We start from the raw sequence: 17553 nt of genomic DNA, 5'->3' as shown, positions 1-17553 counted from the left end.
TTTAATACATAGGTTGACTTTTATACAAAGACTAATGAAATTTTTATATAAAACAGTACATTAATACTGTTTAGTATTTATATTCAGTCATTTTTCATCATTATCAGTAAGCTTTACGTCTGACTAGATGAAGATTTTCTAGAGAAGTTTTGATTGATAATTACTAAAAGCTACAGAAAGTCTGCTGAATAAAATAGTTAACCCAGTTTTTGTTACAAATGATGCAATATTTTACCAAATCTAATAAAACAATAAGACTAAAGTAAATATCCATACGTTTCAGCTATTCTGAGAAATATCATTAAATCTCAAAAAATATGTATTTCTAATAAAAACATTATAAAAACTAACTCAATTACCAAAAGAATTCATTATTGATATATGTCAGGATTGACACATTTAGAAAAATGAATCATACATATTTAATTATGATTATAGTGTGTCATACATCATGAGTTTGCTACGTTCTTAAAACAAATAATAAAAAACAAATATTTATCACATCAAATCTTTATTCTATTTTGCAGTTGTTGATATATGATTTCTCTGGTGTCTATAAGTAATTGACCAGATGTGTAATTAATTATAGATATAAAAAATTTTATCTTGCTTCTTGACTGGGATAAGGTTAGTGCATAAGATGAAGGTTTATTTGCAAAAAATCCAAAAAATAATTCCCGCACAATGGCTAGAAAATCTCCAATATTTACATTCTCATTTTATCTGGAGGTGGTTGTTATCTGATGGTAGTCAACCAGAAGATTTTAGTCATAAATCAGCAATGGTTTTTTCTCCGCACCAAGATGATGAAACTTTCGGCTGTGGAGGGATGATTGCTCACAAAACAGCACATAAAATCAAGGTTGTAGTTGTATTTTTAACCAATGGAGATGCGGCGGGTGGTTGTAATCTAGACCTAAAAAATCAAATTATTGCTACTCGCAGACAAGAAGCAATAACAGCACTACAAATTTTAGGTGTTCAAGCCTCAGATATTCACTTTTTAGCTAAACCAGACGGATATTTACAAAATTTAAATGAGCCAGAAAAAGAACAGACGATCGCACAGGTAGCTGAATTGTTAAAATTGTATCAACCGGAAGAAGTTTATGTGCCTCATCGTAAAGATTGCCATCGAGATCATGAAGCAACATTTACTCTAGTTAAATCCGCTATTCAGTCAGCTAAAATTTATCCAGATTTGTTACAGTATCCGATTTGGTTATTCTGGCGATCGCCTTTATTTTTAATGTTAAAATTATCCGACTTGGCGGCGGCTTACAGGTTTTCTATTACTGCTGTTCAAGAAAAGAAAAAACAAGCGATCGCTGCTTACTCCTCACAACTGCAAAGTTTACCACAAGGCTTTGTTAAGCAATTTTTAACTTCTTATGAGATTTTCTTCAAGACTCAGTTTTAGGAGAAATTTCTTAGATATATAAAATTATTAGGGCTGCATCTGGCAATTTTGGATTAAATATTATTTAGAGAATCAATTAAATGAGAATATTACATATTACTAACCACGTTCAAAAAATTGGTAATGGCATTGTTAATGTAGCTGTAGACCTCGCTTGTTTGCAAGCCCAAAATGGTGATGAAGTAGCTGTGGCTTCGGCTGGAGGAGAATACGAAACACTACTAGCAAGTTATGGTGCTAAACATTTTCACCTAGATCAATCTCGAAAACCGCTAAAAATCATGAAAGCGGCTTGGCGGTTGCGGGAGATTATCCAGAATTTTCAACCCGATATTGTTCACGCCCACATGATGACGGGTGTAGTATTGGCAGGATTTTGGAAAAATACCAGCAATTACAGTTTAGTTTCGACAGTACACAATGAATTTCAACGTAGTGCAATCCTCATGGGATTGGCAGATAGAGTCATTGCCGTCAGCCGAGCAGTAGAATCTGCAATGGTGCGGCGTGGTATTCCCCAACAGAAATTAAGAATTGTTTCTAATGGGACTTTAGGTAGCCCTCGTCATCGCAAATTGACAGATTATCAACCACTACCTTTGCATAGTCCAGCGATTACTACCGTTGCGGGGATGTATTCTCGTAAAGGTATTGCTGAGTTAATCGCCGCTTTTACAAAAATTGCAGCCGAATTTCCCCAAGCACATTTATATTTAGTCGGAGATGGCCCTGATCGAGCTTTGTTTGAGACAATGGCACAAAATACCAATGTCAAACACCGCATTCATTTTGAAGGTTTCCAGCCAGAACCCCAAAGGTATATGTTAGCAAGCGATATTTTCGTTCTCGCTTCCCATTGCGAATCCTTTGGCTTGGTATTAACAGAAGCGCGGGAAGCGGGTTGTGCAATTATTGCTAGCAACGTAGATGGAATTCCAGAAACCTTAGATTATGGACAAGCAGGCTTGTTAGTCCCAGCAAAAGATAGTCAGACATTAGCAGACGCTTTAGAACATTTACTCAGAGATCCCGCCCAACTCTACAAATGGAAAAGCCGCGCCTCACAAAACCTAGAAAGATTTAATGCAGCGAGAGTCCATGCAGAAACCTTGGCTGTCTACCGCGAATTAGTAACAAACTATGAACCTCACAGAGTCATGATGAGGGAAGAGGTTTTGGTGAATTAGTCATTAGTCATTAGTCATTAGTCATTAGTCATTAGTCATTAGTCATTAGTCATTAGTCATTAGTCAACAGTCACTACTCATTACTCATTACTCAGCACGGGCTAAACGCCCCGCTTCCGCTAACAGCACTCAGCACTCATTACTCATTACTCATTACTTCTACCTTGTCTCCCCCACACCCCTAAACCCCTACCGGCTAATCGCTAACTCAGTATCAGGATCAAAAAAGTGAATTTTATCGGGTGAGAGGGATAACCAGAGTTCTTCACCTACGCTAATGAGGCGTTCGGGTGGAACGCGTACTTGCAAGGGATGAATGAGGTGGGAAAATTGAGGTTGCTGATCAACTAATTTGGCGGTAATGAAGGCATCATTACCGAGGTTTTCTACTAAGTCTACTTGCACTTGTAAGTTTTTAGTGGCAGGTAAGCCTACGTTTAAATGTTCGGGACGGATACCTAAGATGAGGGTTTGTCCGTCGTATCTTTGCAATGGACTAGCCCAGATTTCTGGGAGGGTGAGACGGAATTGTGCATGGGTGATTAACAGAGGGGCATGAAATTCTACAGGGATAAAATTCATGGGTGGTGTCCCGATGAATTCTGCAACAAAACGATTAATTGGGTTGTTATAGAGTTCTATGGGGGAGGCGACTTGCTGAATTTGACCTTGATTCATGATGGCGATGCGATCGCCCATTGTCATGGCTTCGGTTTGGTCGTGGGTGACGTAGATTGTGGTTGTTTCTAATTGGCGTTGGAGTTTAACGATTTGGGCGCGAGTTTCGGCGCGGAGTTTCGCATCTAGGTTAGAAAGTGGCTCATCCATTAAGAATACTTGGGGATTGCGCGCGATCGCCCTTCCTAATGCTACCCTTTGTCTTTGTCCTCCTGAAAGTTGTTTAGGTAATCGATTTAACAGGGTTTCAATTTGCAATAATTCCGCCACACCCCTGACGCGTTGGTCTACTTGTCGTTCTTTGTCGGAAATATAGCGTAGTCCTTTAGGTAACTTTCTTGTCACACCTACCAGCGTATTTTCCACTAGCGGCGGAATTGGGTTTTGCTGATTGTCTGCATTTTCTAATGTACGCCGACGCAACCCAAAAGCGATGTTATCGTACACCGTTAGATGGGGGTAAAGGGCGTAATTTTGAAATACCATTGCAATGTCGCGTTCCTTGGGAGGTAAGTCATTGATCAGGCGATCGCCTACCCAAATATTTCCCCCTGTCATTGTCTCTAAGCCAGCAATTAACCGCAGTAGGGTACTTTTCCCACAACCAGAAGGCCCCACCAACACCATAAATTCCCCGTCGGCGATGGTGAGGTTAATCCGACGTAAGACATTGATATTGCCGGCTTGTTCTGGTGTTTTATCTGTTTTTTGACTAGATGTGCTGACTGAAGCCACATTTTCCCCTCGACGGGGAGGGAAACTTTTATATACGTTTTCTATAACAACTTGCGCCACGGGTTTAGTAATTAGTCAATGGTCAATAGTCAATGGTCAATAGTCAATAGTCAATAGTCAATAGTCAATAGTCAATAGTCATTAGTCATTGGTCGTTAGTCAAGAGTTAGCATAACAGTAAGGTAATTCTAAGTTACAAAAAACTTTTCCCAATCCCCATTCCCCAATCCCTAATCCCCAATCCCCAGTCCCCCTAATCCTATGACTATCCATGACATTGTAGACGTACAAACTACAGATTGTTGCATTGTTGGCGGTGGCCCGGCTGGTGCGGTGTTGGCTTTGTTGCTGGCGCGTCGGGGTGTGAGGGTGATGTTACTAGAAGCACACAAGGATTTTGACAGGGATTTTCGGGGGGATACAATTCACCCATCGGTAATGGAAATTATGGAGGAGTTGGGGTTGAGCGATCGCTTGCTACAATTACCCCATACTAAAATGCGCCAAATCAGGATTCAAACGCCGGAAACTACTACTACTCTGGCTGATTTTAGTCACCTGAAAACCCGCTATCCCTACATTACAATGTTGCCTCAAGTGAAGTTTCTGGAATTCATCACCCAGGAAGCACAACAATATCCTACTTTTCAATTAGTTATGGGGGCAAATGTTCAAGAACTGATTGTAGAGGATGGTGTAATTCGCGGTGTACGCTATCGGGGTGGGGGTGGTTGGCATGAAATCCGCGCTATGCTGACGGTGGGTGCAGATGGTCGTCATTCTAAGCTACGACAGTTAGGTAATTTCACAGCCGTCGAAACTTCACCACCGATGGATGTGCTGTGGTTTCGTTTACCCCGTCAACCAGAAGATGCTGAGGGAGGAATGGGACGTTTTGCTTCTGGTCACATTGTAGCGATGCTTGACCGTGGCGATGAATGGCAACTTGCTTATGTCATTCCCAAGGGAGGTTATCAAAAGCTACGTGCTGAGGGTTTAACAGCTTTAAAAACTTCTGTGGTGGAAGTTGTGCCAGAATTAGCTAACCGCATTGACCATTTACAAGATTGGTCACAGGTGGCTTTTTTGTCTGTCGAGTCTAGCCTTGTGAAGTGCTGGTATCGTCCAGGGTTGTTACTCATCGGTGATGCGGCTCATGTTATGTCACCTGTTGGCGGTGTGGGAATTAACTACGCCATTCAGGATGCTGTGGTAGCTGCAAATGTGTTAACGAAGCCTCTACAAAATCACCATGTAGAATTACAAGACTTAGCAAAAGTGCAGCAACAACGCGAATTACCCACACGCATCATTCAAGCATTTCAAACTTTGATTCAAAAACGAGTCTTTGCCCCTATTCTCTCCTCTAACCGCACTTTTCAACCTCCAGCTTGGTTACGCTTGCCGATTTTACGGGATTTACCAGCTAGATTAATTGCTTTAGGTGTGTTCCCTGTCCATGTGGATGAATGTTAATGCAAAAGCAGGGGGAAAAATCACTTCACTTTTCGTGAAATCCCATACGAATAGGCAATTAATGGTACAATTATACTACTCATGCAAGATCAATGCTCGTTCTAGTCAAGCGAAAGTGTCCTGTGGTGTGACAACTGCTAGGCAACGCCATCGCTTGGCTTTTATGCTAGGAATGAAGCACAATAGACAATTTCTAAATTAATTCATAATTTACGCATACGTTATGAATTATGAAGTCAGGAGGATGCAATGAATAGCTGTGTGTTGTTGGCGGAAATTATTCAAGAACCGCAATTACGTTATACATCAGATAACTTAGCTGTCACCGAAATGTTGGTGCAGTTTCCCAATTCGCAAAAGCCAGAAGATCCACCAGCAACCTTAAAAGTTGTGGGATGGGGAAATTTAGCTACAGAGATTCAGCAAAATTATCATCAAGGCGATCGCGTCATCATTGCAGGACGTTTAGGAATGCACACAGTCGAACGTCAAGAAGGTTTCAAAGAAAAACGCGCTGAATTAACTGTACAGCAAATTCAATCCGTAGGAAGCGGTAGTTTCACCACATCACCAGCACCAGCGAGAACACCAGCAGTTACCGAAACACTACCACCCCCACCAGTCAACGTTCCCAGTTACGAACCGCCACGTTCCACCCCTACCCCAGTCGCCACTCCTGTAAATGTCTCTCCCCAGGTGAACACCTACGAACCCACCACTAAACCCAGCAGCTATCAGCCTGCGGAAGAACCAGATCCAGATGATATTCCGTTTTAGGGAAGTTCTTCTCAATTATCTCCCGATGTCGCCTGACAACTATATCGGGAGAAAAAATCAACCTATAAAGTAAAATCCCTACACTGGAGGTAGGTAGGGACTAGAGGCTTACTCTCAGCAGGCTTATAGTAAAAATGTACTACAAAAATCAGTCCCACGCAAGCTTCCTAGTCAAGAAAAATACTCTTCTGCCTACCCCAACAGTTGACACTGAGTTTTTGCTGTTGCTTTTTAGACGCTTATAAGATTAGGGTTGAAAATCGATGAATTCCCTGTTATCCCTATATAATGTCATTCCTTACAAATATTCGCTGGCGAACTATCTTTTCTCTGGCTATTATTCTTCCCATCGGACTTTTATATAGCCACTATCGCTATTCTGTTGGATGGTTGAACCAAGAGATGGGAGGAATTTTTTATGAAATATTTTGGTGTTTATTCGCCTTTCTTTTTATTCCTACTCGTTCTTCAGTTTGGCAAATCCCTTTATGGGTGTTGATAATTACTTGCTTAATAGAGTTTTTGCAATTGTGGCATCCGCCGTTTTTAAATTGGATACGCTCATTTTGGTGGGGAAGAATGGTAATGGGTACTGCTTTCACCTGGTCAGATTTCCCCTATTACTTTATTGGTTCTGGGTTAGGCTGGCTGTGGTTGCGATTGATAGTTCGAGGAGCAAAGCTAAAGTAATTGATGGCTGGGGATATTACTCTGGATAAAATTGTCACCGAGAGCTTTTAATACGCTAATAGCGCAGCAAGAGATAAATCTTAATTTCATTTTTTATATCCTGTTTGATAGATGTTTGATAAACAACACAAAATTATTGATATATTTATGGATTGATACATCCATATTTTTTAAAATCACGAATCAATTTTGTCTTTTGTGCATTACTCGACTCTGTTGATTCGGACATAACCTTGTTAATACTTTCTAATGCTCTAGGCGAGTGATATATCAGATACATAGATACACGACCTTCTGAAATAGAGCCAACCCCCATATAATTGCCTTCTAATAACAATAAATTTTTTCTAGCATTGCGTAATTTACCATCTACAACTCGACCAAGTTCAAAGTCAACTTGTCCTAGACCGATATAAACCAAACACACACGATTTCTGGTCTTGGCTGGATATACCGACATTGATGATTCAAATGCTGACCAATTGCCTAAAAATTGTGCAGTTTCTTTATCATGTTTCAACCAATGGCTGACTAATAATTGTCGCGCGCGTTTTTCTTTTAAAGTGCGAACATCAGGACTTGCAGTTTGAATTTGGTTGCGAAGTTCTCCGCGCGTGCTTTCAACCTCTGCGCTGGTAGGATACCTGTCAGAATTTGCCAAAACAGGAGAACAAATCATTGTGAAAATGATTGCTAACCATGATAAAAATATCTTTGTAAACCTCATTGCGGTTATTTAATTTGTTAGGTTTTACCCAATTCTATTGCTGTACATTTAAAAGCTTTATTAAGTTAGCTGTCTTGGCGGTAGGACGAAATGATGAGTTACCATTAGATAAAAATATTAACTGGTGGTACTTTTGTTGTGTTAACCGTGGTTCTACACAACCATCAGAACCACTGACATTAGTATTATTTGCCCCTCTAGCTTCACTAACTTTGACAACTAAATCAGGAATTTTATCTTGGTTAGTGTCTTGTAATTTAAAGTCTTGAATCAGCATTTCATAATATGGTGGACGACAGCTACCAGTATTAGATTCAACTTTTAATAAATTAGTATTTATGGTTTTAGTAGAATTAAATTCTAATTTGTCCAACCATGTGATTAAATAACCCATACCTGTGTAAGCACCTTGACAGATAACAGAATTACGTCCTGTGCGGTTAGTAATTTTCAAACACATATTGGAGCGAAATCCACTTTCATATCTAACTCTAGACCAACCATTATTAGTGTGTCGGAGTAATACCGTACCTCCCCAATTACCAGCATGGGGTTCGCAGTCACTCAAATCAACTAAAGCTTCACGAGTACCAGCTTTAGTAAAACTGCCGTATACTACTGATGTTAAAGTTCCTGTAGTATCTCGATATCCAGTAAATGATGGACAAGTATTACAAACAATAGCTCCTTTTTTTTGAGTGAAATTACCCACACCACAAATACTTTTGGCAAATGCGACAGCATCTTTTTGTGGTGGAACTATACTATCTTTTTTGATTTCTTGCGCTAGTGTTTTATTAGCGATTATTTGAACGCTGAAGACTATAAGCGGAGCGAAAATTAATTTATATTTCATTGATGTATGCCTTGGAATATCTAGTGTAGAATTTTAGGCGATCGCTCATTTTAAAAAAGAATCATGCACAATTATCAATTTTTGGTTGATTAACATCCATGATATCCTTTCAATCGTAAAACCTTACTATTCCTACCCACACTAATTGTAACTTTTGCGTGATAAATGGATGCTTCATATCCTGTTTTTTCACTGGGCGGCTCTATTAGTGAATAATCAACTCTAATTTTTATTTGATTTACAGTATAAACTTCATTTCTTAAGTTTCCTTTTCTATCCTTATTTGCCCTTATAAGATTTAACTTAATATCTTGTCCATTAAAGTTCATAAATGTATTTCCATCTAACAGAGATACAAAAATAAATTTATCAAGATTTTTATTAAAGTCTTGGACAAATTGAAAACTTCCACCACATCCTGTAAGATTACGATTCTTAATTACTCCAATTACTGGTAGTTTTTTACTTGCTTTATTATTTATTTCCTCCTGAACTAAAGATTGAATGTTTGATTCAATATTTTCAGTAAGACTTGCATTATATCTGGCTTCGGTGTTAGCTATGGATGGGGTTAAATTTATAGCTAAAATGGCTAAACTAGAAACAATAGTAGATAATTGCATATTTTTCTTACCCTATCAGTAATAATTTTGATTCAAAAACAAACTTTGTAAGTTAACGACGCATCCAACTATAGGGAAAACAATCTACTTGATACCTCGTACTAGGATTGCGTTCCTTATAGGGTTTCATTCCATTTAAATCTAGGATAATTTTGCGATAGTGAATGAAATTGTTATTTTCTGCACCACTAGGATCTAAAATTCCTCTGGCTCTACTAGTCCGTAGTCGGGGATTAAATCCCCATTCTTCAAATTTAGAACTTTCTCGTTCTGCCAAAGCAACGTTTCTATATTTAATAAAATACACAGCTTCACCATTTACTATATTTTTCTTCACATTACCATCAATACAAATACTGCTATCGGACATTCTAGTGATGTAAAAATATCCCTTAATTCGATTTCCTTGTTTAATAAATCGAAAACAAGTAACGGAAATTGCTTCATCATTTGTAGGTGGTTGGGACGTACAGATTAAATGTTGTCCATTCGGAAATTTTTCTAAAGACATCTTAGATGTACGAGCAATTGCTGGTACATCATAGCTGACTGTTGATGTCAACAATCCTAAAAAAAAATAGATTTATTAGTAATAACTTATTCCTCATACACTTTTCCTTTAGCATTAAAGTTAAATTATCGATTTACTGTTGTGGAATTAGTGCAACCAGCATTTTTAAATTGTTGAGAAACTGTAATTTTCTCTGCTTGCGCGTCATACATATATTCAAGCAATTTAGTTAGTGACCCCAAGGGACGGGGTGAATTGAATGGAATGTCATAATTGCGGACAAATTTACCATTTTTAAGCAATGCTGAACCTAAGTAATTTCCTTCCTTAAATAGCACTTCTCCCCGGCTAGTTTTTATGAATCCGTTAGAAAAAACACCAGTATCCATACCGCCAGAACCATCACCAGTCCAAATAACACAAACACGACCTCTGATATTTGAGGGGTAAATATGCTTGCTACTTTCGTATCCAGACCATACACCCATAAAAGGTGCTAGTTTGGGTTCAAATTTTGACCAAGCATTAACAAATGATTTCCTGCTATTTTTTTCATTTTGAGTTCTTCTATCTTGAATATAAGAAGCAGATACACTAATATTTATTGACGATTTAATCACTTGTTGAAATTCTTGGCGTAATCTTCTCAGTTCTGCATTAGTTGGCTGTCTAATTTGAGCTAATACTGATGAGTGACTAGCCATCAATATAATTAAACTGCTACTAATAATTAAGAGCGATCGCATTTTCATAATTTCTCTACAGTTGAAGATTTTCCGACATATACATACTTAAGGAAAGTATTTAATCAAGTATTATTTTATATATTTAGTATAAAGACAACTTCAGTAATAATGCTTAAACTACCAATGGGTGGGGAAATGGGATTGAATCTTGGAAAAATCAGAAATCAAGTTCTGAGTAGGAACTTTTACTGATGCGATCGCTACTGCTAAGATAGGGCTAACTATGGCTGCATCTCAAGACAAATATTTACGCTGTTCTACCTAAACGCGAAACTACTGTTAAAATCCAAATAATTTTTACTCAATAGTCATACCGATACTCTTATGAGAGAAACTGTCCTAGAAGTTCGCAATCTCCAAGTAGAATTCTCCGGTGATGGGGATACTATCAAAGCCGTAGATGGGATTTCGTTCACACTCAAACGTGGTGAGACTCTAGGAATTGTAGGAGAATCAGGTAGCGGCAAATCAGTTACATCCCTAGCGGTGATGGGTTTATTGCAGTATCCCGGTAGAATTAGCGGCGGAGAAATTTGGTTTCGTCAACAGGCGGATGCTAATCCTCTCAATTTAGTAGATTTACCACCCCAGGAAATGCAACTATACCGAGGTGGAGACATCGCGATGATTTTCCAAGAACCGATGAGTTCCCTAAATCCGGTGTATACAATTGGGTTTCAACTCCAAGAAGCCATTCAACGTCATCAAAATGTTACCGCCGAGGAAGCACAACAATTAGCGATCGCAGGTCTGCAAGAGGTTAAACTTTTACCTAGTGATGAGCAACTAAAACAGCAATACCTCGATACTTGGCAAGAAACTCACCCCCACACCCCCGTTGATGAATATCAGGTGGCACAGATGGTGAAGCAGCATAAGGAATCTATGCTAGAACGCTATCCTCACCAACTTTCTGGGGGACAACTGCAACGGGTGATGATTGCAATGGCGATTTCTTGCAACCCCTTGTTACTAATTGCAGATGAACCAACCACAGCCTTAGATGTTACAGTCCAAGCCACAATTATCGACCTGCTGAGAGAATTGCAGCAAACTCGTGAGATGGCGTTGATTTTCATCACCCATGACTTGGGTTTAATTTCGGAAATCGCTGACGAAGTAGCGGTGATGTACAAAGGTAAAGTTGTAGAATACGGCGCATCAGAGCAAATCTTTCATCATCCCCAGCATCCCTACACTAAAGGTTTAGTTGCTTGTCGTCCCACCCTTAACCGCCGTCCCCAAAAGTTACTCACAGTCTCAGACTATATGACTGTGGAGGAAACGCCAACAGGACAATTATTAATTCAAGAGAAAGAACCTGTTGCACCGCCAGAAGTCAATGGTCATGAGATTAGCCAAAGATTAATTCAACTAGAAACACAACCACCCCTGCTACAAGTGCGTGATTTGAAAGTAGCTTTTCCCATTAAAGGGATATTGGGAGGTACAAAACGTTATCACATGGCTGTTGATGGTGTTTCTTTTGATGTCAAACCAGGAGAAACTCTAGGTCTAGTGGGAGAATCTGGTTGTGGGAAAACGACTCTGGGCAGAAGTTTATTATTATTAATTGAACCAACAAGCGGTCAAGTTATCTTTGATGGCCAAGAAATCACAGAAAAAATCGATGCTTTTGGTTTTGCACCTTCTATATCAATTTCTCCAAAAAATTGGTTGCGGTCACGGGATGAAATTTCCTTAGATTTAGATGTCAAACTAGCATTGCGCCGCCGCAAAATCTTCAAGGGTCATAAAATGCCTAATTTACGGCGGGAAATGCAAATTATTTTTCAAAATCCTTTTAGCGCGCTTGACCCTAGAATCAAAGTAGGGGATGCGATCGCTGAACCTTTAGTCATTCACTCCATTGGTAAAAATCGAGAAGAACGGCGTGAACGCACAGCTTACCTGTTAGAAAGAGTCGGTTTAAGTGCAGATGCCATGAACCGTTATCCACATCAATTTTCCGGTGGACAACGCCAAAGAATTTGTATTGCCCGTGCTTTAGCATTAAATCCAAAATTTATTATTTGTGATGAATCAGTATCAGCCTTGGATGTGTCTGTACAAGCGCAAGTATTGAACCTCCTGAAAGAATTGCAAGCTGAATTTCAACTCACTTATATTTTTATTTCCCATGATTTAAGCGTCGTCAAATTTATGAGCGATCGCATTTTAGTGATGAATCGTGGCAAAATTGTTGAACAAGGCACAGCCGAAAGCATCTACCGCGAACCCAAAGAAGCGTATACACAAAAATTAATTGCATCCATTCCCACTGGTAGCCCGGAAAGGGTGCGTTCTCGGAATTAGGGAATGGGGAATGGGGACTGGGGAATCGGGAATCGGGAATGGACGACAAGGGAGACAAGGTAGATTTTAACCCAATGCCCAATGCCCCATGCCCCATGCCCCATGCCCCATGCCCAATATGCCAAAATAAAATCCCCCTTTGATAGCAATAAAGGGGGGTGATGGCAAATAATCAGAGGAAATTTGAAACTTTATCCGAATTTACCGGCGGTTGACGCTATGAGAAAGGCTGCATAGGTCAAGACATAACCGACGGTGAAGTGTGCCAAACCAACTAACCAACCTTGGACGATAGATAACGCTACAGGCTTATCTTTCCAACGGACTAAGTTGGCTAATGGTGTGCGTTCGTGCGCCCAAACTAGGGTTTCAATTAATTCTTGCCAGTAACCACGCCAGCTAATTAAGAACATGAAACCGGTCGCCCAAACTAGGTGTCCGAAGAGGAACATCCACGCCCATACAGATAAATTACTTGTACCGTAGGGGTTATAGCCATTAATTAACTGTGCAGAGTTCGCCCAGAGATAATCTCTAAACCAACCCATGAGGTAGGTAGAGTTTTCATTAAATTGGGCTACGTTACCTTGCCAAATACCTAAATGCTTCCAATGCCAGTAAAATGTCACCCAGCCTAAGAGGTTCAACATCCAGAAAAAGGCGAGATAGAAGGTTTGCTCCCAAGAAGAGGTTTGACAAGTACCGCCACGACCAGGGCCATCACAGGGGAAGGTGAAGCCGAAGTCTTTTTTATCGGGCATGAGTTTACTACCACGGGCATCTAATGCACCTTTCACACAGATTAGTGTAGTGGTATGTAGACCAAGTGCGATCGCATGGTGGACTAAGAAATCTCCAGGGCCAATAGTTAAAAATAGGGAGTTAGTCCCAGAGTTGATTGCATCTAACCACCCTGGTAGCCAGACGTTCCCATGATTGGGATAGGCTGTAAAGGCAATACTATCAGGATTGGATAATAGTGCATCCATGCCATACAGTAATTTACCGTGGGCAGCTTGGATAAATTGAGCAAATACCGGCTCAATTAAAATCTGCTTTTCTGGTGTCCCGAAGGCAACTACCACATCGTTGTGAACGTATAACCCCAGTGTATGGAAACCCAGAAATAACGACACCCAACTTAAGTGAGAGATAATCGCTTCTTTGTGTTGGAGAACACGGTCTAATACATTACCTTTGTTTTGGTCGGGGTCGTAGTCCCGCACCCAAAATATCCCAGCGTGGGCAAATGCCCCAATCATCAAGAAACCAGCAATATATTGATGGTGGGTATATAACGCCGCTTGGGTGGTGTAGTCCTTCGCCATGAAAGTATAAGGCGGTAAGGAGTACATATGCTGGGCTACCAAGGAAGCGGCTGTTCCCAAAGCTGCTAAGTGAATACTTAACTGGAAGTGCAGGGAGTTATTGTAGGTGTCGTAAAGTCCTTGGTGGGGGAGATTAAATTGGCCTTCGGTGCGGATACCAAAGAAATTTCTCGCATTGAGCATTTCTTTGATGCTATGACCGATACCGAAGTTAGTGCGGTACATATGACCGGCGATAATGAAAATAACTGCGATCGCTAAATGGTGATGTGCCATATCAGTCAACCACAGAGATTGTGTCTGGGGATGGAAGCCTCCCAAAAAAGTTAAAATCGCTGTTCCCGCACCTTGAGACGTACCGAAGATATGTCCGGCTGTATCAGCATTTTGGGCATACACACCCCAATTACCAGTCCAGAACGGTGTTAACCCGGCTGGGTGAGGTAAAGTTGTTAAGAAATTATTCCAGCCCACATGAACCCCACGAGATTCAGGAATGGCGACGTGAATTAAGTGACCAGCCCAAGCTAGAGAACTAACACCAAATAAACCCGCCAAATGGTGATTTAACCGAGGTTCAGCACTTTTAAACCAAGTCAAACTAGGGCGGAAGTTGGGTTGTAAATGCAACCAACCAGCAAAGAGAAATAACGCAGCCAATAACAACAGGAACACCGAACCAATGTACAAATCATTATTGGTTCGCATCCCGATGGTGTACCACCAATGATAAACACCAGAGTAAGCAATGTTCACTGGATAGTTAGCACCGCCTTGGCTAAAAGCTTCTACAGCTGGTTTACCAAAGTGCGGGTCCCAAATCGCGTGGGCGATGGGACGAATATGTAAGGGGTCTTGAATCCAGCGTTCAAAGTTACCTTGCCAAGCTACGTGAAACAATAAACTCGAAGCCCAGAGGAAAATAATTGCTACATGACCAAAGTGAGTAGCGAAGATTTTTTGATATAAATTTTCCTCTGTCATCCCGTCATGGCTTTCAAAGTCGTTACCTTGAGCCATTGCGTACCAAATACGCCGCGTCGTTGGATCTTGAGCCAGATCCTGGCTAAATTTAGGATATTTTACTGCCATGTATGTTGATCACATCCTTCTGTACTAAACCAAGTTGCTATTGTTAATCTGCTAGTAATTTTCGGCAATTTTGATAGCGAACTTGGTATTTACGGAGATACATCAGGCTAATTTAAGACCTATATTTTCTAGGCAATGTGATGTAATTAGTCTTGATAGGAGTATTAAAAAAATCCACTACTACTTCCATCACACCAGAGGAAGAGATTAGTATTCAATAATTTGGTACTGGAGTTTAAATTCAAAAATCAATATTTTGTTTTCGGCTTTATGGTTGCACATCATTTTTCGCTAAATTTTAGGAATCATAGATATTTTTCCAAAAAAAATACTATTTTGAAGCCAATTAATGTTTGATTTTAAGGATTGATAATGCCGTAGTAAATAGCAGCTACAAACAAAATAGCTATAAACACCAAAATCAAAAACCCACGTAGCAAGATAGCGAAAATATCATTTGTAGGTGTTTTTTGGCTCTGTCCTGGAATATCAGGATTATTCACAGTTTGATTAGATATATTTCTTGTCCGCAAAGATGCTGTTTTTCCTATTGTTGATTTATCTCTGGCTTTCATAGATTGGGATAAAAATTTGAGGTAAGAATACTGCTATTTATTTAAAAAATATTTCCTGTCTACATCATCCTTGAGAGCTAGATTAATTTACTATACGTTTCTGCTTTCTTATCGAGCAATATTAACAAATTTAGCAGTTTAAAATACATAAAAACTTATAGTGGATCTTAACTTCGATTCATCTCGTTTGATAGAGGTTAAAGCTATTCGAGATAATTAACTTACTGAATAAAAGTGTTGGGCAAGAGTAATTGACTCATGTTTAAATTTTTGCAGCAAGTTGGTGATTATGTCCAAAGTTCTTTGCAAGCTGGTCAATATATAGGACAGGGACTAGCAGTCACATTTGACCACATGAAACGTCGTCCGATTACTGTACAGTATCCTTATGAAAAACTTATCCCATCGGAGCGATTTCGGGGCAGAATTCATTTTGAATTTGATAAATGTATTTCTTGTGAAGTCTGTGTGCGGGTATGTCCGATTAACTTACCTGTAGTAGATTGGGAATTTGATAAAGTCAATAAAAAGAAAAAACTCAACCACTACAGCATTGATTTTGGAGTCTGTATTTTCTGCGGTAATTGTGTAGAATACTGTCCAACAAATTGTATATCTTTTACTGAAGAATACGATATTTGTACATATGACCGTCACGAATTAAATTATGACAATGTAGCTTTAGGTAGACTACCTTACAAAGTTACTAATGACCCAATGGTGACACCATTAAGAGAGTTAGTTTATTTACCAAAAGGAGTATTTAATCCTCACGGTGTTCCTGATGATGCTCATCGCGCAGGTTTATTACCATCGGAGATTTTAGAACAGGGTTTAGAAAATACTGATAGTTGAAATTATGCTTTTACAAAAAACGACCAATCTGATTGGTATTATAGGATTAAGTGCTGCGATCGCCATCACTGGTAATCTACAAATCAACCCCCAAGCAACCGCTACCAATATCAGCCAAAACCCTCTTCCTGCAACTAGCCAACTAACTCAACTTGATAGATGGTACGCCACAGAAGCGGCTCAAGCTGGAATGGCAGAAATTGAAATGGCTAAATTAGCATTACAGAAGTCTCAGAATAATAACGTGAAAGAGTATGCCCAGCAAATGATCAAAGACCATACACCTGCAAATCAAGAATTAATGCAATTGCTCACTCAAAAAGGCATCACTCCACCTAGTAATGTAGGAGTTAAATATCAAGCCTTAATTGAGCAGTTATCCAAACTATCCGGCGAAAATTTTGATCAGGCGTACATTAATGAAGCTGGTATTAATGCACACATGGAAAATTTAATTTTCAGTAGTCGTCTGTTGCAACTAGGTGAAGATCAAGATTTGAAAGCTTTTGCAGTTAAAAATATGCCCTTAATAGAAGCGCATTTACAACTGATGGAGAAACTTTTCCCCCAACCTAAATAGAACAGGGTAAATAATTCAAGGTTTGTAGTGAGAACTTTAGTTCTCTCGACGAGACGCTCCGCGTTCGCGCAGCGTCCCGCAGGTAACAAAAAAGGACTAAAGTCCTTACTACGAACTCCATACTAGTGTTTTTACATTACTTAATATAGTTTGAACCTGTAGGGTGCGTCAGTGCGAGAAAACCTAACTATACCAAGAGGTTATTCATACTGACGCACCCTACTAAGCTGTTGATTTGGGATAATTTATTTTTTGGTGTTCCCTTACTCAGCAATGAAAATAGTGACTGTTAACCCTTGACTAATGACTAATGACTTGGCTTGATCCCAGAACGTAAGACTGAATTACGATTGTTTGATGAAGTCAGATGAACTAACAGCA

At 39.6% G+C, this 17553-nt stretch carries 16 protein-coding genes; 8 read left to right on the top strand and 8 right to left on the bottom strand.

Going from position 1 to position 17553, the window contains the following annotated elements; translation table 11 throughout:
- Positions 1 to 640 precede the first annotated feature (640 nt).
- Positions 641 to 1420 carry a PIG-L deacetylase family protein gene (locus ACQFX9_RS19960; protein ID WP_427157933.1) on the top strand — a complete coding sequence of 260 codons (780 nt, stop codon included), beginning with the start codon at positions 641 to 643 and terminating at the stop codon, positions 1418 to 1420.
- Between the two features lie 80 nt (positions 1421 to 1500).
- Positions 1501 to 2607 carry a glycosyltransferase family 4 protein gene (locus ACQFX9_RS19955; RefSeq protein WP_427157931.1) on the top strand — a complete coding sequence of 369 codons (1107 nt, stop codon included), beginning with the start codon at positions 1501 to 1503 and terminating at the stop codon, positions 2605 to 2607.
- A 189-nt stretch (positions 2608 to 2796) separates the two neighbouring features.
- Here the strand turns inward: ACQFX9_RS19955 and ACQFX9_RS19950 are convergent, their stop codons facing one another.
- The gene (locus ACQFX9_RS19950) at positions 2797 to 4080 is read right to left on the bottom strand and encodes an ABC transporter ATP-binding protein (protein WP_427157930.1); all 1284 of its coding nucleotides are present in this window, start codon (positions 4078 to 4080) and stop codon (positions 2797 to 2799) included.
- A gap of 201 nt (positions 4081 to 4281) precedes the next feature.
- Between ACQFX9_RS19950 and ACQFX9_RS19945 the strand changes: the two genes are divergently transcribed.
- From ACQFX9_RS19945 to ACQFX9_RS19935, 3 genes are all read left to right on the top strand, one after another.
- A complete protein-coding gene (locus ACQFX9_RS19945; RefSeq protein ID WP_427157928.1) occupies positions 4282 to 5496 on the top strand; it encodes an FAD-dependent oxidoreductase in 1215 nt (404 codons plus the stop codon).
- A gap of 249 nt (positions 5497 to 5745) precedes the next feature.
- Positions 5746 to 6273, top strand: a complete 528-nt coding sequence (locus ACQFX9_RS19940; protein WP_427157926.1) for a single-stranded DNA-binding protein — start codon at positions 5746 to 5748, stop codon at positions 6271 to 6273.
- 288 nt (positions 6274 to 6561) lie between these two features.
- Positions 6562 to 6963, top strand: coding sequence for a DUF2809 domain-containing protein (locus tag ACQFX9_RS19935; RefSeq protein WP_427157925.1), 402 nt, complete (start codon positions 6562 to 6564; stop codon positions 6961 to 6963).
- Positions 6964 to 7108: 145 nt separating this feature from the next.
- On the opposite strand, the gene ACQFX9_RS19930 is transcribed toward ACQFX9_RS19935, so the two are convergent.
- The 5 genes from ACQFX9_RS19930 to ACQFX9_RS19910 form a co-directional block, all read right to left on the bottom strand.
- Positions 7109 to 7690, bottom strand: coding sequence for a hypothetical protein (locus ACQFX9_RS19930; RefSeq protein WP_427157923.1), 582 nt, complete (start codon positions 7688 to 7690; stop codon positions 7109 to 7111).
- Between the two features lie 34 nt (positions 7691 to 7724).
- Positions 7725 to 8546 carry a hypothetical protein gene (locus tag ACQFX9_RS19925; RefSeq protein WP_427157922.1) on the bottom strand — a complete coding sequence of 274 codons (822 nt, stop codon included), beginning with the start codon at positions 8544 to 8546 and terminating at the stop codon, positions 7725 to 7727.
- An 89-nt stretch (positions 8547 to 8635) separates the two neighbouring features.
- Entirely contained in the window at positions 8636 to 9169 is a 534-nt protein-coding gene (locus ACQFX9_RS19920; protein WP_427157920.1) for a hypothetical protein, read from the bottom strand.
- A gap of 52 nt (positions 9170 to 9221) precedes the next feature.
- A complete protein-coding gene (locus ACQFX9_RS19915; protein WP_427157919.1) occupies positions 9222 to 9734 on the bottom strand; it encodes a hypothetical protein in 513 nt (170 codons plus the stop codon).
- A gap of 71 nt (positions 9735 to 9805) precedes the next feature.
- Complete coding sequence (locus ACQFX9_RS19910) at positions 9806 to 10432, bottom strand: hypothetical protein (RefSeq protein ID WP_427157918.1); 627 nt, start codon at positions 10430 to 10432, stop codon at positions 9806 to 9808.
- Between the two features lie 318 nt (positions 10433 to 10750).
- Between ACQFX9_RS19910 and ACQFX9_RS19905 the strand changes: the two genes are divergently transcribed.
- Positions 10751 to 12742 (top strand): ABC transporter ATP-binding protein, encoded by a 1992-nt coding sequence (locus ACQFX9_RS19905; RefSeq protein WP_427157917.1) that lies wholly within the window; start codon positions 10751 to 10753, stop codon positions 12740 to 12742.
- A gap of 191 nt (positions 12743 to 12933) precedes the next feature.
- Here ACQFX9_RS19905 and psaB read toward each other — a convergent pair whose 3' ends face one another.
- On the bottom strand, positions 12934 to 15162 hold the full coding sequence (psaB, locus tag ACQFX9_RS19900) for a photosystem I core protein PsaB (RefSeq protein WP_427157915.1): 2229 nt from the start codon (positions 15160 to 15162) through the stop codon (positions 12934 to 12936).
- Positions 15163 to 15521: 359 nt separating this feature from the next.
- A complete protein-coding gene (locus ACQFX9_RS19895) occupies positions 15522 to 15737 on the bottom strand; it encodes a hypothetical protein (protein WP_427157914.1) in 216 nt (71 codons plus the stop codon).
- Positions 15738 to 15995: 258 nt separating this feature from the next.
- Here ACQFX9_RS19895 and ndhI point away from each other — a divergent pair, with 258 nt between their 5' ends.
- Positions 15996 to 16592 (top strand): NAD(P)H-quinone oxidoreductase subunit I, encoded by a 597-nt coding sequence (gene ndhI / locus ACQFX9_RS19890; protein WP_427157913.1) that lies wholly within the window; start codon positions 15996 to 15998, stop codon positions 16590 to 16592.
- A gap of 4 nt (positions 16593 to 16596) precedes the next feature.
- Positions 16597 to 17172 carry a DUF4142 domain-containing protein gene (locus ACQFX9_RS19885; RefSeq protein WP_427157912.1) on the top strand — a complete coding sequence of 192 codons (576 nt, stop codon included), beginning with the start codon at positions 16597 to 16599 and terminating at the stop codon, positions 17170 to 17172.
- Positions 17173 to 17553 lie beyond the last annotated feature (381 nt).

The sequence above is a fragment of the Aliinostoc sp. HNIBRCY26 genome, from assembly GCF_050235535.1.
In the GTDB taxonomy this organism is placed as follows: domain Bacteria; phylum Cyanobacteriota; class Cyanobacteriia; order Cyanobacteriales; family Nostocaceae; genus Trichormus.
This window is presented reverse-complemented; position numbering and strand designations above follow the sequence as displayed.

Excerpts from the sequence above, each read along its gene's own strand:
- ACQFX9_RS19960 (WP_427157933.1), top strand. The coding sequence starts at position 641 with ATGAAGGTTTATTTGCAAAAAATCCAAAAAATAATTCCCGCACAATGG.
- ACQFX9_RS19955 (WP_427157931.1), top strand. The coding sequence starts at position 1,501 with ATGAGAATATTACATATTACTAACCACGTTCAAAAAATTGGTAATGGC.
- ACQFX9_RS19945 (WP_427157928.1), top strand. The coding sequence starts at position 4,282 with ATGACTATCCATGACATTGTAGACGTACAAACTACAGATTGTTGCATT.
- ACQFX9_RS19940 (WP_427157926.1), top strand. The coding sequence starts at position 5,746 with ATGAATAGCTGTGTGTTGTTGGCGGAAATTATTCAAGAACCGCAATTA.
- ACQFX9_RS19935 (WP_427157925.1), top strand. The coding sequence starts at position 6,562 with ATGTCATTCCTTACAAATATTCGCTGGCGAACTATCTTTTCTCTGGCT.
- ACQFX9_RS19930 (WP_427157923.1), bottom strand. The coding sequence starts at position 7,690 with ATGAGGTTTACAAAGATATTTTTATCATGGTTAGCAATCATTTTCACA.
- ACQFX9_RS19925 (WP_427157922.1), bottom strand. The coding sequence starts at position 8,546 with ATGAAATATAAATTAATTTTCGCTCCGCTTATAGTCTTCAGCGTTCAA.
- ACQFX9_RS19920 (WP_427157920.1), bottom strand. The coding sequence starts at position 9,169 with ATGCAATTATCTACTATTGTTTCTAGTTTAGCCATTTTAGCTATAAAT.
- ACQFX9_RS19910 (WP_427157918.1), bottom strand. The coding sequence starts at position 10,432 with ATGAAAATGCGATCGCTCTTAATTATTAGTAGCAGTTTAATTATATTG.
- ACQFX9_RS19905 (WP_427157917.1), top strand. The coding sequence starts at position 10,751 with ATGAGAGAAACTGTCCTAGAAGTTCGCAATCTCCAAGTAGAATTCTCC.
- psaB (WP_427157915.1), bottom strand. The coding sequence starts at position 15,162 with ATGGCAGTAAAATATCCTAAATTTAGCCAGGATCTGGCTCAAGATCCA.
- ACQFX9_RS19895 (WP_427157914.1), bottom strand. The coding sequence starts at position 15,737 with ATGAAAGCCAGAGATAAATCAACAATAGGAAAAACAGCATCTTTGCGG.
- ndhI (WP_427157913.1), top strand. The coding sequence starts at position 15,996 with ATGTTTAAATTTTTGCAGCAAGTTGGTGATTATGTCCAAAGTTCTTTG.
- ACQFX9_RS19885 (WP_427157912.1), top strand. The coding sequence starts at position 16,597 with ATGCTTTTACAAAAAACGACCAATCTGATTGGTATTATAGGATTAAGT.